16 protein-coding genes are annotated in these 14,300 nt (G+C 56.3%); 3 read left to right on the top strand and 13 right to left on the bottom strand.

Annotated elements, in window-relative coordinates:
- The first annotated feature begins 170 nt into the window (after positions 1–170).
- On the top strand, positions 171–1,124 hold the full coding sequence (locus ACVCAM_RS19810; protein WP_025913085.1) for a bifunctional helix-turn-helix transcriptional regulator/GNAT family N-acetyltransferase: 954 nt from the start codon (positions 171–173) through the stop codon (positions 1,122–1,124).
- Between the two features lie 41 nt (positions 1,125–1,165).
- Here the strand turns inward: ACVCAM_RS19810 and ACVCAM_RS19805 are convergent, their stop codons facing one another.
- Positions 1,166–1,462: a YciI family protein gene (locus ACVCAM_RS19805; RefSeq protein WP_407223433.1), complete on the bottom strand. Its 297-nt coding sequence runs from the start codon at positions 1,460–1,462 to the stop codon at positions 1,166–1,168.
- A gap of 220 nt (positions 1,463–1,682) precedes the next feature.
- On the opposite strand from ACVCAM_RS19805, the gene tonB reads away from it, so the two are divergent.
- Positions 1,683–2,405: a TonB system transport protein TonB gene (tonB, locus tag ACVCAM_RS19800; RefSeq protein ID WP_024907102.1), complete on the top strand. Its 723-nt coding sequence runs from the start codon at positions 1,683–1,685 to the stop codon at positions 2,403–2,405.
- A gap of 38 nt (positions 2,406–2,443) precedes the next feature.
- On the opposite strand, the gene yciA is transcribed toward tonB, so the two are convergent.
- From yciA to ACVCAM_RS19780, 4 genes are all read right to left on the bottom strand, one after another.
- Positions 2,444–2,839, bottom strand: a complete 396-nt coding sequence (yciA, locus tag ACVCAM_RS19795; RefSeq protein ID WP_008502796.1) for an acyl-CoA thioester hydrolase YciA — start codon at positions 2,837–2,839, stop codon at positions 2,444–2,446.
- A gap of 104 nt (positions 2,840–2,943) precedes the next feature.
- Positions 2,944–3,483, bottom strand: a complete 540-nt coding sequence (locus ACVCAM_RS19790) for a septation protein A (RefSeq protein WP_008502797.1) — start codon at positions 3,481–3,483, stop codon at positions 2,944–2,946.
- A gap of 55 nt (positions 3,484–3,538) precedes the next feature.
- Positions 3,539–4,282 (bottom strand): YciC family protein, encoded by a 744-nt coding sequence (locus ACVCAM_RS19785; RefSeq protein ID WP_023292236.1) that lies wholly within the window; start codon positions 4,280–4,282, stop codon positions 3,539–3,541.
- A 25-nt stretch (positions 4,283–4,307) separates the two neighbouring features.
- Complete coding sequence (locus ACVCAM_RS19780; RefSeq protein WP_021240310.1) at positions 4,308–4,712, bottom strand: YkgJ family cysteine cluster protein; 405 nt, start codon at positions 4,710–4,712, stop codon at positions 4,308–4,310.
- Positions 4,713–4,994: 282 nt separating this feature from the next.
- Between ACVCAM_RS19780 and ompW the strand changes: the two genes are divergently transcribed.
- Positions 4,995–5,627 (top strand): outer membrane protein OmpW, encoded by a 633-nt coding sequence (ompW, locus tag ACVCAM_RS19775; RefSeq protein WP_008502800.1) that lies wholly within the window; start codon positions 4,995–4,997, stop codon positions 5,625–5,627.
- A gap of 46 nt (positions 5,628–5,673) precedes the next feature.
- Here ompW and ACVCAM_RS19770 read toward each other — a convergent pair whose 3' ends face one another.
- The 8 genes from ACVCAM_RS19770 to ACVCAM_RS19735 form a co-directional block, all read right to left on the bottom strand.
- The gene (locus ACVCAM_RS19770; RefSeq protein WP_071530987.1) at positions 5,674–6,012 is read right to left on the bottom strand and encodes a hypothetical protein; all 339 of its coding nucleotides are present in this window, start codon (positions 6,010–6,012) and stop codon (positions 5,674–5,676) included.
- 126 nt (positions 6,013–6,138) lie between these two features.
- Positions 6,139–6,372 (bottom strand): sulfurtransferase-like selenium metabolism protein YedF, encoded by a 234-nt coding sequence (gene yedF, locus ACVCAM_RS19765; protein ID WP_003856774.1) that lies wholly within the window; start codon positions 6,370–6,372, stop codon positions 6,139–6,141.
- Complete coding sequence (yedE, locus tag ACVCAM_RS19760) at positions 6,369–7,580, bottom strand: selenium metabolism membrane protein YedE/FdhT (protein WP_025913084.1); 1,212 nt, start codon at positions 7,578–7,580, stop codon at positions 6,369–6,371. Before yedE ends, yedF begins: the two co-directional genes overlap by 4 nt.
- A gap of 181 nt (positions 7,581–7,761) precedes the next feature.
- Positions 7,762–8,571, bottom strand: coding sequence for a tryptophan synthase subunit alpha (gene trpA / locus ACVCAM_RS19755; protein ID WP_023344339.1), 810 nt, complete (start codon positions 8,569–8,571; stop codon positions 7,762–7,764).
- Complete coding sequence (gene trpB / locus ACVCAM_RS19750; protein WP_008502804.1) at positions 8,571–9,764, bottom strand: tryptophan synthase subunit beta; 1,194 nt, start codon at positions 9,762–9,764, stop codon at positions 8,571–8,573. The genes trpA and trpB overlap by 1 nt, the downstream gene beginning before the upstream one ends.
- Before the next feature lie 10 nt (positions 9,765–9,774).
- Complete coding sequence (gene trpCF / locus ACVCAM_RS19745; protein ID WP_008502805.1) at positions 9,775–11,133, bottom strand: bifunctional indole-3-glycerol-phosphate synthase TrpC/phosphoribosylanthranilate isomerase TrpF; 1,359 nt, start codon at positions 11,131–11,133, stop codon at positions 9,775–9,777.
- Between the two features lie 3 nt (positions 11,134–11,136).
- Entirely contained in the window at positions 11,137–12,732 is a 1,596-nt protein-coding gene (gene trpD / locus ACVCAM_RS19740) for a bifunctional anthranilate synthase glutamate amidotransferase component TrpG/anthranilate phosphoribosyltransferase TrpD (protein WP_008502806.1), read from the bottom strand.
- A complete protein-coding gene (locus ACVCAM_RS19735) occupies positions 12,732–14,294 on the bottom strand; it encodes an anthranilate synthase component 1 (protein ID WP_063436147.1) in 1,563 nt (520 codons plus the stop codon). The genes trpD and ACVCAM_RS19735 overlap by 1 nt, the downstream gene beginning before the upstream one ends.
- Positions 14,295–14,300: the final 6 nt, after the last annotated feature.

Genomic DNA, 14,300 nt, shown 5'->3' with positions numbered 1-14,300 from the left:
CTGGGGTTTGGTATATCGATGTGGTCTGTATGTGGACATGACCTGAAATAAATCCTTTTATTTCATTGTGTTGAAGCGTTTTCAAAAGCTCCTGCGGGAGCCTTTTTCATTCTGTTTGACAATCCCTCACCATTTAGTTGTATAGTACAACTAAATGGTGAGGACATAACATGCACAGCGAAACCCCGGTAGTCAGTGTTATTCGACGTTCCTCGCGCCTGATGGTGCGAGAGTTAGGTTTTATGGGTTCTACCCTGGCCTCAACGAATTACTCGCCTTCGGCCGTCCATACTCTGGTCGAAATTGCCCTACGAAAAGAGATGACGGCGAGTCAGCTGGTACAGCTGCTGGGCCTGGAAAAGTCCAGCGTCAGCCGGATGCTGGCTCGCCTGATTGCCGCAGGCGAACTCGAGGAGGTCATTTCTACCGAGGATGCGAGAGCAAAGAGCCTCAGGCTGACCGCGAAGGGTCACGAGACGGTCAGTAAAATTAATACCTTCAGCAATGAGCGCGTGGTCACAGCAATAAAACGTCTTGCTCCTGCCCAGCAGCAGACCATTTCTGAGGGGCTCTCCCTTTATGCCAACGCGCTGCTGGCGTGTCGGGAGGCGGGCAATGATATGCAGCCCGATGAGCTGAAGATAGTGCAGGGGTATATCCCGGGCATGATTGGCCGTATCGCGGAGATGCATGGCAGTTATTATTCGCGGGAGCATAATTTTGGTCGCTTCTTCGAGGCCAAAGTGGCTTCGGGGCTGGCTGAGTTTAGTGAAAGACTGGAGAAGCCCTGTAACCAGATTTGGCTGGCAGTGCTCAACGACAAAATTGTCGGCTCGGTGGCGATCGATGGCGAGGATCTGGCGCCGGGTGAAGCCCATCTTCGCTGGTTTATTCTTGATGATGGCTGCCGGGGGCACGGCGTGGGAAAAAAACTGCTGAATGAAGCCATGCGGTTCTGCGACAGTGCCGGTTTTTCTGCCGTGCACCTCTGGACGTTCAATAAGCTGACCGCCGCCAGGCGTCTGTACGAGTCGTATGGGTTTACGCTGGTAAAAGAGTGGGAAGGCGATCAGTGGGGAAGCCTTATTACAGAGCAGCAGTTTACCCGGCACAGAGGCGCGTAATCGCCACCCTAAAAAAGGCTCCTTTCGGAGCCGCTTTGGTATCAGAACACTTTTTTATACGGTCTCACCGTCACTTTTGCATACACGCCCGCTGCAACGTACGGGTCTGCATCAGCCCAGGACTGAGCGGCTTCCTGGGATTCAAACTCAGCAATGACCGTGGAGCCGGAGAAACCGGCAGCACCCGGATCGTTGCTGTCTACTGCGGGCATGGGGCCAGCGGTCAGTAATCGGCCTTCATCCTGAAGCAACTGCAAACGTGCCAGATGCGCAGGGCGCACAGACTGGCGTTTTTCGAGCGAATCAGCAACATCTTCAGAGTAAATCACGTAAAACACGGCGAAGCTCCTTAACCGGTAAAAGTGTCAGTTACGTTATGTGAAAGGGCAAACGACTGCAATGTAAAATAAAAACAATGTTAATACCCTGATCTGTATGCGCCTTTTTTGGCCTCTCGGGCGCTAAAATTGCGCCAGAGCAAAGTGTCTTATTGAATATGATTGCTATTTGCATTTAAAATCAGGGTTCGGTTTTTTAACGTTGATGACTATGACTTCGATGACCCTTGATTTACCTCGCCGCTTTCCCTGGCCGACGCTGCTTTCTGTCGTGATTCACGGTGCCGTTGTGGCGGGTCTGCTGTATACCTCGGTTCATCAGGTTATTGAAATGCCCGCGCCCGCGCAGCCGATCTCGGTGACGATGGTCTCGCCAGCGGATCTTGAACCGCCGCAGGTTGCCCCTCCGCCGCCACAGCCGGTGGCTGAACCGGAGCCAGAACCCGAGCCCGTTCCGGCGCCACCGAAGGAAGCTCCGGTGGTGATCCACAAACCTGAACCGAAGCCAAAACCTAAGCCGAAGCCAAAGCCGGTGAAAAAGGTCGAGGAGCGTCCGAAACGCGAGGAACGTCCGGTTGAACCGCGTGCGACTCAGCCGGTCGAAAATGCAGCGCCTTCACGTCCGGTGATGAACAATACGGCAACGACGTCAAAGCCAACCGTAACCGCACCAGCGGGCCCGCGCGCCGTAAGCCGCAATCAGCCTCAGTATCCGGCGCGAGCTCAGGCCTTGCGTATTGAAGGCCGCGTACGGGTGAAATTTGACGTCACTGCGGATGGCCGCGTGGATAATGTGGAAATCTTGTCTGCGCAACCTTCTAATATGTTTGAGCGCGAAGTGAAATCTGCCATGCGCAGATGGCGCTATGAGCCAGGCAAGCCGGGCAGCGGATTGATCGTCAATATTGTTTTCCGCCTGAACGGCGGGGCGCAGATGGAATAAAAAAAGCCTCCGAAAGGAGGCTTTTTTTTGCCTGTCGATCAGGCCTGTGGAAGTTGACGAGGTTTACCTTCGCTGTCCACGGCAACATAAATAAACAGCGCTTCAGTGGCCTTATAGCGTTGCCCAATCGGCTCAGAAGAGACTTTCTTCACCCAGACTTCGATGTTGATGGAAATGGAGGTATTGCCGCGCTTCACGCAGCGCGCGTAGCAGCAAACCACATCACCCACCGCAACCGGGCGCAGGAAGGTCATGCCGTCCACTCTCACGGTGACCACGCGCCCGTGGGCAATCTCTTTTGCCAGAATTGCGCCGCCCATATCCATCTGCGACATCAGCCAGCCGCCAAAAATATCGCCATTGGCATTGGTGTCAGCGGGCATTGCCAGTGTGCGTAAAACCAGTTCGCCCTGAGGGGCGTTAGTTGTTGTCATTGTTTTAACTCGTAACGGAAGACTTCAGGCGGGATGCTACTATGATTCGCGTGCGGAGAGAATAGACCAGAACGCCCGTCGTTGACGTTCTGGTCAGTCAGTAATCAGTGGTTGTCGTCCTGGGGCATATGGCGATAGATGTATACGCCGCTTAACAGCGTGAAGATAAGCGTCAGCGCGGTCAGGCCAAAAACCTTAAAGTTGACCCAGATATCCTGCGGCAGCCAGAAGGCAATATAGATGTTAGCGAGACCGCAAAGAATAAAGAAGATTGCCCAGGCGGTATTCAGACGCGACCAGACCACCTGCGGAAGCGTTAGTTCTTTACCTAACATGCTCTGGATAAGGGGTTTTTTCATGAACCATTGACTGAACAATAGCGCTGCTGCAAACAACGCATAAATAACAGTCACCTTCCACTTAATAAATTCAACATCATGCAAGGCAATGGTCAATCCACCGAACACCGCTACTAAAACGAACGTGATAAGCGCCATTTTTTCGACTTTGCGATAGCGAATCCAGCTGTAGATCAGCACAACGGCGGTCACGACGATTAACGCTTTTGTTGCAGCAAAAATGTCGTACAACTTATAGACAGCGAAAAACACCGCGAGCGGTAAAAAATCAAGAAACTGCTTCATTCTGTGATTCCATCTTCTGAGCGGGGCGGGAGACAGCGATGCCCCCGCCTCGGGATTACTGACGAATTAACATATACAGGCGGAACAGATAAACGAGCAGTACCGCTGAAATGAGATTGCTCAGCGTATTCGCCACCACGGCGCCGACGTTAGGCGTTAATACCGCAAAATTCGGCGCAAACAATAACAGCAGCGTTTTGGCCAGCAGCCAGCCGATCACGGCGGGGGCCACCAGACGCATATTAGCCCATGCCAGTCTGATGCTGCTGCGCATCGCGGTAAAAATTCCCATCTTATCCTGCACAACCATCACCGGCGCAAATGCGAGCACGATAGCCAGTAAAACGCCCGGCACCACGACCAGCATAATCCCCATTTGCACCAGCATCGTGGTTAAAAAAATCAGGATAAACAGCTTAGGTAAGACCGGTGCACTCGCACCAATCGCGCGTAAGGCGCTGACGCGGTGACCCGCCGATACCAGCTGAATCATCAGCAAAACGCCGCCCGCCAGAATTGCATTACCAATCAGGCCTGAGAACGTGGACGCGGCAGAGGCGCGCAGCAGGATTTGCTGCTGCTCCGGCGTCATATTTTGCACCAGCTCAAACAACCCCACGCTACCCGCAAGATGGTCGCCCTGGCTCAGGCTGGCAATCTGTTCTTCACTCGGTGAGAAGGCATGGCCCAGCACCACCGTGATAAAGGCGCAAAGCAACGCGATCAGTAAAAAGGTAATGAACTGATTGCGGAAAAAGTTTCCCGTGTCACGGTAGACAGACTTCGCCGTGATAGACATGCACTCTCCTTGAGTATTGCAGGTGTTAATTAGCCGGCAATTGTACACCGGATGCACCTGCTGTGGCAGCATCAAGGCTTGTATGGAAAAGCATATCTTTGTAAAGCGGCGGTAATCCAACCCGCGCGCGGGCGCGGTTACAGGCTTCGTTGACCTGGCCATCTTCCCCCGACATGGCAAATTCCCGGCACGGGCTGGGGCGATCCTCATAGATGGAACAGCGGGTCGAGACCCCAGGCTCACCCTGGAGCGCCACACAGCGGGCCTGCTTTTGGTTCGTGCCGCTCATGCAGCGCAAAAAGGGGGTTAACGGCTCGGTAAGATGAACCGGAACGGTACCACCGCCATCGCTGGCTTCGGCCCAGTAGAAAGAGACTCGAAAATACGCACAACAGGCTCCGCACGTCATGCACGGGTTGATATCACTCATGGCACACCTGCAAAAGAAGAACGCATCAAATCAATTTGTGAGAGCGATAAATTATCCAGCCGCCAGAGGAAGAGCAAGAGGGGGAAAAGGGAAAATTTTGTAACCGTGAAATGCCAAAAATTGACATGGAAACAACTTATTGGTTTTGAGTGCGTAACAAAAAATTAATCCAGATCAATGAATGTTAAGTTACTGGTTTTAATGTGATCTGTGGCAGATCACTTATTACTCTTTTGTGAGTATATTCTCATCCGCGATTAAAACCACAACGATGGAGCGGATATGAAAAAATTAGCGGTGGCAGCCCTTGTATTAAGCAGTCTCTCTGGCGGCGCGTATGCGCATGAAGCAGGCGAATTCTTTATTCGTGCCGGTTCGGCTACGGCTCGCCCAACTGAAGGTTCGGATAACGTGCTGGGAATGGGCGGTTTTAACGTCAGTAATAACACCCAGTTAGGTTTAACCTTCACCTATATGGCGACGGATAACGTGGGCGTTGAGCTTCTGGCCGCAACGCCGTTCCGTCATCGCGTGGGCCTCGGGCCAACCGGTGATATCGCCACGGTTCACCATTTACCGCCAACGCTGATGGCGCAGTGGTACTTCGGCGACTCAAGCAGCAAGGTGCGTCCATATATTGGCGCCGGTGTGAACTACACCACCTTCTTTGATGAGAAATTCAACGATACCGGTAAAGAGGCGGGTCTGACGGATCTCAGCCTGAAAGATTCGTGGGGCATGGCGGGGCAGGTTGGCCTGGATTATCTGATTAACCGTGACTGGCTGATCAACGCCTCGGTCTGGTATATGGATATTGATACGGACGTACGCTTCAAGGCGGGCGGTCAGCAGCAAAGTATCAGCACTCGCCTGGATCCGTGGGTGTTTATGTTCTCTGCGGGTTATCGTTTCTGATTCCCCGTCAAACTGGCCACAGGGTGGCCAGTTTGCTTTGCTCACGTCAAAACGACGGATAAACCGGCCGCTCATCGAGCTTTACGCAGTGCCTCAGGATCGTTTCCCCATCATATAAATAGCTGAAAGCGTCGCTGGATACGGAATGGAAGAGAATATCGCCGTTGGCAAACGGGATCATTTCGGTATCACCCGCACGTTTATGCCCCGCACCGGTTTCAAAATGGCCGCGCCACCGTTCCTGAGTGTGGTCATAAACGTGCAGAATAACCTCGACAAGTCCTCTTTGCGGACAATTAAGACGCAGGAAAGTAGAAGAGAAATTCAGGGACAGCGCGTGGAAGGGAATCAATAAGGCGAAGACCAGTAAAGCTCGTAAATACATCAAACCGCGAAAACCTCCTTCAAAAGGGAAATGAGATTTTACTTAAGTCATAAATAACGTTTTTGCCGTGGATCAAGATGTCTTATAATTCAATACGATAAAGGCCCCTGACGAGGCCCTTAGCGATCATTTTTGAATCAGATAGCGAATGGTTGGGCCATCCTGCTGGATATCCAGCACCGTATAACCGTGGTTTTTCGCATCCAGCGGTATGTTGTTGATGGACTGCGGGCAGTCGCTGACCACCTCCAGAATTTCACCTTTCTTAAGCTGCGGCAGCGCTTCAAGCGTAGCCACCGCCGGATATGGACAGGGCTCGCCAACCATATCCAGACGATAATCAGGCACGATCTCTTTCATGCTGCATTCTCCTGCGTTTCTGTTTTAACGCCCGCACGGCGGAAGAAACGTCTCTCCTGTGCGACGACCAGTAAAAAAGCGACCAACAGCAGGGCGTAGGTGACGAGCAGGCCGCCGAGAGGCCCGAAGGTATTCAGCAGGTTGACCTTGTCCCAGCGGGTGGCCAGGACGGGAGACACGTCATCCCAGCAGTACGCCAGGATCGTCGAGCCAATCACATTGCCCAGCCCCACCCACCAGTAGTGCACCTGGCCTTCGACGGCGCGATACATCCAGCCGGTTTCACACCCGCCAGCCAGCACGATCCCGAAGCCGAACAGCAGGCCGCCTATGACCGCGTTAGGACCGGCCCACATGATTTTTGGTTCGACGCCCAGTTGAACATAGCTGAAGATGCCGATGGCGCTGACCGCCATCCCGGCGATAATCGCTTTCGCCATCATCGTGCGCCCGGTGATCCACATATCGCGAAACGCAGAGGTAAAGCAGATCTGCGCGCGTTCAATGAGCAGACCAAAACCCACACCGAACAGCATCGCCAGACCGAGCTTAGGCTGGTTCAAGGCGGTGCAGAGCGCCCATGCCACCATGGCGAAAAAGACCAGCATTCCGAGGCGGAAACGGCGGCGGGCCTGAGAGGGCTTCTGGGTCAACGGAGACGCTGCGCTGACTTTTGTCATTTTCACTGGAATACGAAACAGCGGCAGCAGGGTGAATTTTGCGCCAAAGTAAGAGCCGATGGCCGTGGCGACGGCAAAGAACCAGGCGTGAAGCGAAAACTGCGGGATCCCGGTAAAGAAGGCGGCAAGGTTACACCCCATCGCCAGACGCGCGCCGAATCCGGCAATTATCCCGCCGACAACCGCCTGCAAAATGCGGATCCGGCTTTTGGGCATACGCAACTTAACGTTATTTGCCCACAGCGCGGCCGCGAAACAGCCGCCGAACATGCCGATAATCATCATCCCGTCGATGCGGGTGAGCGGCGTACCGTCGAGGTGGATGAGCTTAAAGTATCCCCACTCTTCGGCATGCACGCCAGCGAGTTGCAGCAATTGACCACCCCAGCGGGTGAACTCGCCGGTCACGGCCCAGAAGGTGCCGGTAATGCCAAAATAATAAGTAGAGAGAATGCCTGCCGCGATAACGGCCGGAACGGGTGACCAGAACTTAACCAGGTAAGCCTGTTTGAAGGATTGCCATGACATGAATAAGCCTCTGAACTCAGAAGGATTAAAGATAAAAAAGAGTCCAGATCATACGCTTACACGACAGTTTGAAAAGCCATTCACACCGAAAATATCGATAGGATCAATTTTGATGTCATTCTTTGTTGAAGACGGGGAAGAAAAGGTAACCGTCTGGCAAGGGTGCCAGACGGTGGAGGGGTCAGGCTTTACGCGTTGCCGCCTTCATGGCGGTCACAAACGCCTTCAGCTCGGCCAGCATCTGCTCGGGCTTGTCCACGTTCTTCTCAATGATCTTCACTATCGCAGAGCCGGAAATGGCACCTGCGGCCTTCGCGTCAATCGCCGCGGTGACCTGGTCTGGAGAGGAGATCCCGAAGCCCTGCAGCGGCGGCGCGGCATGGTACTCGGCCAGCTTTTCCACCAGATGATGCAGCGGCAGGGCCGCTTTATTCTCGGCACCGGTCACGCCTGCGCGGGAGAGCAGATACGTGTAACCGCGCCCGTAAGAGGCTATCTGGCGCAGCAGTGTGTCATCGGCGTTCGGCGGGCAGATGAAAATCGGGGCGACGTTGTGACGCATCGCCGCCTGGCGGAACGGCGCGGACTCCTCGACCGGCACGTCGGCGACCAGAACAGAGTCGACGCCCACGCGGGCGCACTCGGCGTAAAATTCATCGATACCGCGGTTGAACACCAGATTGGCGTACATCAGCAGGCCAATCGGGATAGTGGGATGCTTCTGACGGATCGCCGCCAGCATTTCGAAGCACTGGGTTGGCGTCACGCCCGAAGCAAACGCGCGCAGCGTCGCATTCTGGATAGTCGGGCCATCCGCCAGCGGGTCAGAGAACGGGATCCCCAGCTCCAGCGCATCGGCACCGGATTCAATCAGGGTGTCGATGATCTTCAGCGACTGTTCAGGGCCCGGATCGCCCAGGGTGACGAAGGGAACGAACGCGCCTTCCTGGCGGGATTTCAGTTCTGCAAATACGTTATCGTAGCGTTCCATCAGATTTCCCCTCGTGCTTTCAGAATATCGTGAACGGTGAAGATATCTTTGTCACCGCGTCCGGAAAGGTTGACCACCAGCAGCTGCTCTTTTTCCGGATTGTCTTTCATCATTTTCAGCGCATGGGCCAGAGCGTGTGAAGACTCCAGCGCCGGGATGATCCCTTCGCTGCGGCACAGCGTTTTGAACGCTTCCAGCGCTTCGTCATCGGTAATGGAGACATAGTCCGCACGACCGGTGCTGTTCAGATAGGCGTGCTGCGGTCCGACGGACGGGAAGTCGAGGCCAGCGGAGATAGAGTAAGACTCTTCAATCTGGCCTTCATCGGTCTGCATCATCGGGGATTTCATGCCGAAGTAGATCCCCACGCGGCCATGCTTCAGCGGCGCGCCGTGTTCACCCGATTCAATACCATGACCCGCAGGCTCGACGCCAATCAGACCCACGCGGGTGTCGTCGATAAAGTCTGCGAACATGCCGATGGCGTTTGACCCGCCGCCGACGCAGGCGATGACCGCATCCGGCAGGCGACCCTCTTTTTCGAGGATCTGCGCTTTGGTCTCTTCCCCGATCATGCGCTGGAACTCACGCACGATGGTTGGGAACGGGTGCGGGCCCGCCGCGGTACCGAGCATATAGTGCGCGGTTTCGTAGCTGCCAGACCAGTCGCGCAGCGCTTCGTTACAGGCATCCTTCAGCGTCGCGGAGCCGCTGTGCACCGGGATCACTTCCGCACCCATCAGACGCATACGGAAGACGTTCGGAGACTGACGCTCAACGTCTTTCGCCCCCATATAGATGCGGCATTTCAGGCCGAGCAGGGCGCTGGCGAGCGCCGAGGCCACGCCGTGCTGGCCTGCGCCGGTTTCGGCGATGATTTCGGTTTTGCCCATACGCTTCGCAAGCAGCGCCTGGCCCAGCACCTGGTTAGTCTTGTGCGCGCCGCCGTGCAGCAGGTCTTCACGCTTAAGATACAGCGTGGTTTTCGTGCCTTCCGTCAGATTGCGGCATTTGGTCAGGGCCGTTGGGCGGCCTGCATAGTTTTTCAGCAGGTCGGTAAATTCAGCCTGAAACGCCGGATCCTTCTGTGCGCTCACAAACGCTTCTTCCAGCTGGCGCAGGGCGGGCATCAGGATTTGCGGGACGTACATCCCGCCGAACTCACCAAAATACGGGTTAAGTAATGTCGTCATCTTCTCTTCCTTAATATGCACGCAGAGTTTTAAAAACCGAGGCCAGTTTGCTGGCATCTTTACTACCCGGCTGGGACTCTACGCCTGAATTGAAATCGAGGCCTGCGCAGCCGGTTTTCGCGGCTTCTACACAGTTATCCGGGCTTAATCCGCCCGCCAGCAGAACGTTGTCCAGCTTTTCGCCGTTCAGCAGGGACCAGTCAAAACGCTGGCCGGTTCCGCCCTGACCGTTATCGAGGACGTATTTATCCACGTGGTTCAGGTTACGCGGGGGCAACGTATCGTCAACGCGTTGCGCTTTCCAGATCTGTACCTGCGGCGCCAGCGTGGCGCGCAGGGCATCGATATAGGCCTGATCTTCATCGCCGTGAAGCTGCACCGCGCTCAGTGATAACGCGTCGGCTTTTTCAACCACCTCGGCGATATCCGCATTGCGGAACACGCCAACATAGCTGAGTGGTGCCGCGGCGATGACCTTACGCGCCTGCTCTTCGCTGACCGCGCGAGGAGAGGAATCCACAAAAATCAGCCCGCCATAAATCGCTCCGGCTTCATACGCGGCCTGGGCGTCCTGTTCGCGGGTTAAACCGCAGACTTTGTTCTCACCCAGCAGCACGCGACGTACTGCCGCATTGAGATCGTCATGTTCCATCATGGCGGAGCCAATCAGGAAACCGTTGGCGAAGTGGCTCAGCTCGCGCACCTGGGCGTAGCTGTTAATGCCGGATTCGCTGATGACCGTGACGCCAGAGCCCAGCCGCGGCGCCAGCTGGCGCGTGCGGTTCAGGTCAATGGACAGGTCGCGCAGATCGCGGTTGTTAATGCCGACCACTTTGGCTTCCAGCGCAATCGCGCGCTCCAGCTCCTCTTCGTTGCTCACTTCGGTCAGCACGCCCATTTTCAGGCTGTGCGCGACGGCAGAGAGCTGGCGGTACTGCTCGTCGTCAAGCACCGAGAGCATCAGCAGGCAGGCGTCGGCCTGGTAAAAGCGCGCCAGCCAAATCTGATACGGATCGATAATGAAGTCTTTACAGAGGATCGGCTGCGGCGCGATGCCGCTGACGATCGGTAGAAAATCGAAGCTGCCCTGAAAATATTTCTCATCCGTCAGCACGGAGATGGCTGAGGCATGATGCTTATAAATACCGGCAATGCGCGCCGGGTCGAAATCGTCACGGATAACGCCTTTAGACGGAGACGCTTTTTTGCACTCAAGAATAAACGCGGTGCGCGCACCCTGCAGGGCGTCATAGAAACGACGGCTGCTCGGGACGACGTCATTCTGGAAACTGGCAAGCGGCTGCTGTTGCTTGCGGGCTTCCACCCAGATGGCCTTATCGGCAACGATTTTCGCTAAAACGGTCTGCATTCTTTACCCTCTTGCCGCAAGTGCGGTAACGCGATCGTAAGCTGCACCGGAGCGCAGTACATCCAGAACTTTTTGAACGTTGGCCTTAAGGTCTTCCTCACCGTGCAAACGCATCAGCATGGCGACGTTGGCGGCAACGGCGGCCTCATGGGCGACCTCTCCCTTACCTTGTAATAAGCGCGTCAGAATGTCACGGTTTTCTTCCGGGGTACCGCCTGCCAGCGCTTCCTGGTGATACGGAGTTAAACCAAAGTCAGCGGCTTCGAGCTGGTAGCTCAGGATTTCACCGTCGCGCAGTTCGGCTACCAGCGTCGGGGCATGCAGAGACACTTCATCCATTCCGCCGCTGTGCACCACGGCGGCACGCTGGTAACCCAGCACGCGCAGCGTCTCGGCAATCGGCAGGACCAGTTCCGGGCTGTAGACACCGATCAGCGCCAGCGGCGGATGGGCCGGGTTGATCAGCGGGCCGAGCACGTTAAACAGCGTGCGGGTTTTCAGCTGCTGACGAACCGGCATTGCGTGGCGGAAACCGGTGTGATACTTCGGCGCAAACAGGAAGCAGACGCCCAGGTCATCCAGCGCTTCACGGGAACGTTCGGCGTTCATATCGAGATTAATGCCGAATGCCGCGAGCAAATCAGACGAGCCTGACCGGCTGGACACGCTGCGGTTACCGTGTTTCGCTACTTTCAGACCACACGCTGCGGCCACAAAGGCGCTGGCGGTTGAAATATTGATACTGTTGCTGCCGTCACCGCCGGTGCCGACGATATCGGCAAACGGATAGTCCGGGCGCGGGAACGGGGCGGCATTTTCCAGCAGTGCCGTGGCGGCACCGGCGATCTCCTGCGGGCTTTCACCGCGGACCTTCATGCTCACCAGCGCGGCTGCGAGCTGTTCCGGCTTCAGCTCGCCGCGAACCACGGCGGAGAAGAGCTGGTGGCTCTCCTGCTGGCTCAGGGTTTGCGCCTGATACAGTTTTTCCAGAATCGGCTGCAGGGTGTTGGTCTGCTCCAGCTTCTGTAACGCCCAGTCGAGGGTCTGCTCCAGCAGGCGGGCACCGTGGGAGGTCAGGATGGATTCCGGATGGAACTGCATCCCGCAGACGCGATCCGCGTCGTGACGTACCGCCATCACCATCCCTTCAAACGAGGCGTTGATCGTCAGCCCGGCGGGAATGTTGCTGCCGACCAGCGAGTGGTAGCGCGCGACCGGGAGCGGATTCGGCAGCCCGGCAAACATTGCCTGGCCGTCATGTTCAATGCTGGAGGCTTTACCGTGCAGGATCTCGCCCGCCTGGCCGACGTAACCGCCGTAGGCTTCCACGATTGCCTGGTGACCAAGGCAGATACCGATAATCGGCAGCTTGCCGCGCATGCGGGTTAGCAGTTCGGGCATACAGCCCGCTTCGCTCGGCGCGCCCGGCCCCGGGGAGAGCATCAGCACCGGGTTTTGCATGGTCGCCAGACGGTCAATCAGGGTCTGCGCCGGGACGTGGTTGCGATAGATAACGACGTTATGGCCATTCGCACGCAGCTGATCTGCCAGGTTATAGGTAAAGGAGTCGATGTTATCGAGCAGCAGAATGTCAGCCATCAGAAAATCTCCTGTGCGTGGTGTGCGGTAGCAATGGCGCGAAGGACCGCACGCGCTTTGCTGCGCGTTTCGTCAGCTTCAGACTGCGGAACAGAATCAAGAACAATCCCGGCACCGGCCTGAACGGTGGCAATACCGTCTTCGACATAGGCGGAGCGGATCACGATGCAGGTATCGAGGTCACCGTGGGCCGTAAAATAGCCCACCGCACCGCCGTAGCTGCCGCGACGGCGTCCTTCGGCGGCGGCAATCAGCTGCATGGCGCGCACTTTCGGCGCACCGCTCAGGGTACCCATGTTCATGCAGGCGCGGTAGGCGTGCAGTACGTCGAGATCGTGGCGCAGCTCACCGACCACGCGGGAGACCAGGTGCATCACGAATGAATAGCGGTCGACTTTAGTCAGGTCCGCCACGTAGCGGCTGCCTGGGGTGCAAATACGGGCCAGATCGTTACGCGCCAGGTCAACCAGCATCAGGTGCTCGGAGAGTTCTTTATGGTCGGTACGCATTTCCAGCTCGATGCGGCTGTCGAGATCGCGATCCAACGAGCCGTCTGCGCGACGTCCGCGCGGGCGGGTTCCGGCGATCGGGTAAATTTCAATCTGGCGGCTGGTGGCGTCGTACTTCAGCGAGCTTTCCGGCGAGGCGCCGAACAGCGTGAAGTCGTTGTCCTGCATAAAGAACATGTACGGGCTTGGGTTGCTCTTTTTCAACACGTCGTAAGCGGCCAGCGGGGACGGGCAGGGCAGAGAGAAGCGGCGGGAAGGCACGACCTGGAAAATTTCCCCGGCGCGAATCGCCTTTTGCATCTGGCGAACCACGGCACCGTATTGATCGTCGGTCTGGTTCACATCGCAGGTCATCTTCTCGACGCGCTGCACCGGTAGCGCAGGCGGCGCTTCCGTCATTTGCTGCTGCAGTTGGGCAATGCGGTGCTCCAGACGGGTTTTCTCAGCGCCAGAAGGCGTGAACAGGCTGGCCTGGATACGGGTGTACTGTTTCTGATGGTCGATCACCAGCAGGGTTTCGGCCAGATAGAAGCAATAGTCCGGGCAGCGATTGCCCTGCTCGGTTTCCGGCAAATCTTCAAATCCCGCGACCAGGTCGTAAGCAAACAGCCCGCCAAAGAACATCGCTTCACGCTCTTCGTGCGGAACGGTGACCAGGTTTTGCAGCAGGCGGAAGGCATCAAAGACGGACAGGGAACAGAGGCGCGCGTCTTCATCTAACAGTTGGCTAACCGGCGGGAAATGCAGGATGCGCATTTCTGGATGACGTTCATTTTCGATGCCTGAAGGCAGGGCGGCATCCAGCAGCGGCAGCAGAGATGCGCCATTGTCTGACAAAGCCTTAATGGTGACAGTGTCACCTAAGGCGGTAATGCGCAACGCGCTGTCGACCAGCAGCAGGCTTTTCAGATCGTCTTTGCTGTCGATGTCCGCAGATTCCAGCAGCAGCGTTGCCGGGCGTGCCCCGCACACCTGATGAAACAGCGCGGTCGGGTTGTGGCGATAGGCCGCCTCGCAGGTCAGCAATTCGAGATGGGGTTTGGCTGTTTGCATGTTGGT

Source organism: Enterobacter sp. CFEC122, assembly GCF_052983755.1.
Note: the sequence above shows the minus strand (reverse complement) of the source record. Positions and strands in the feature narration are given on the sequence as shown.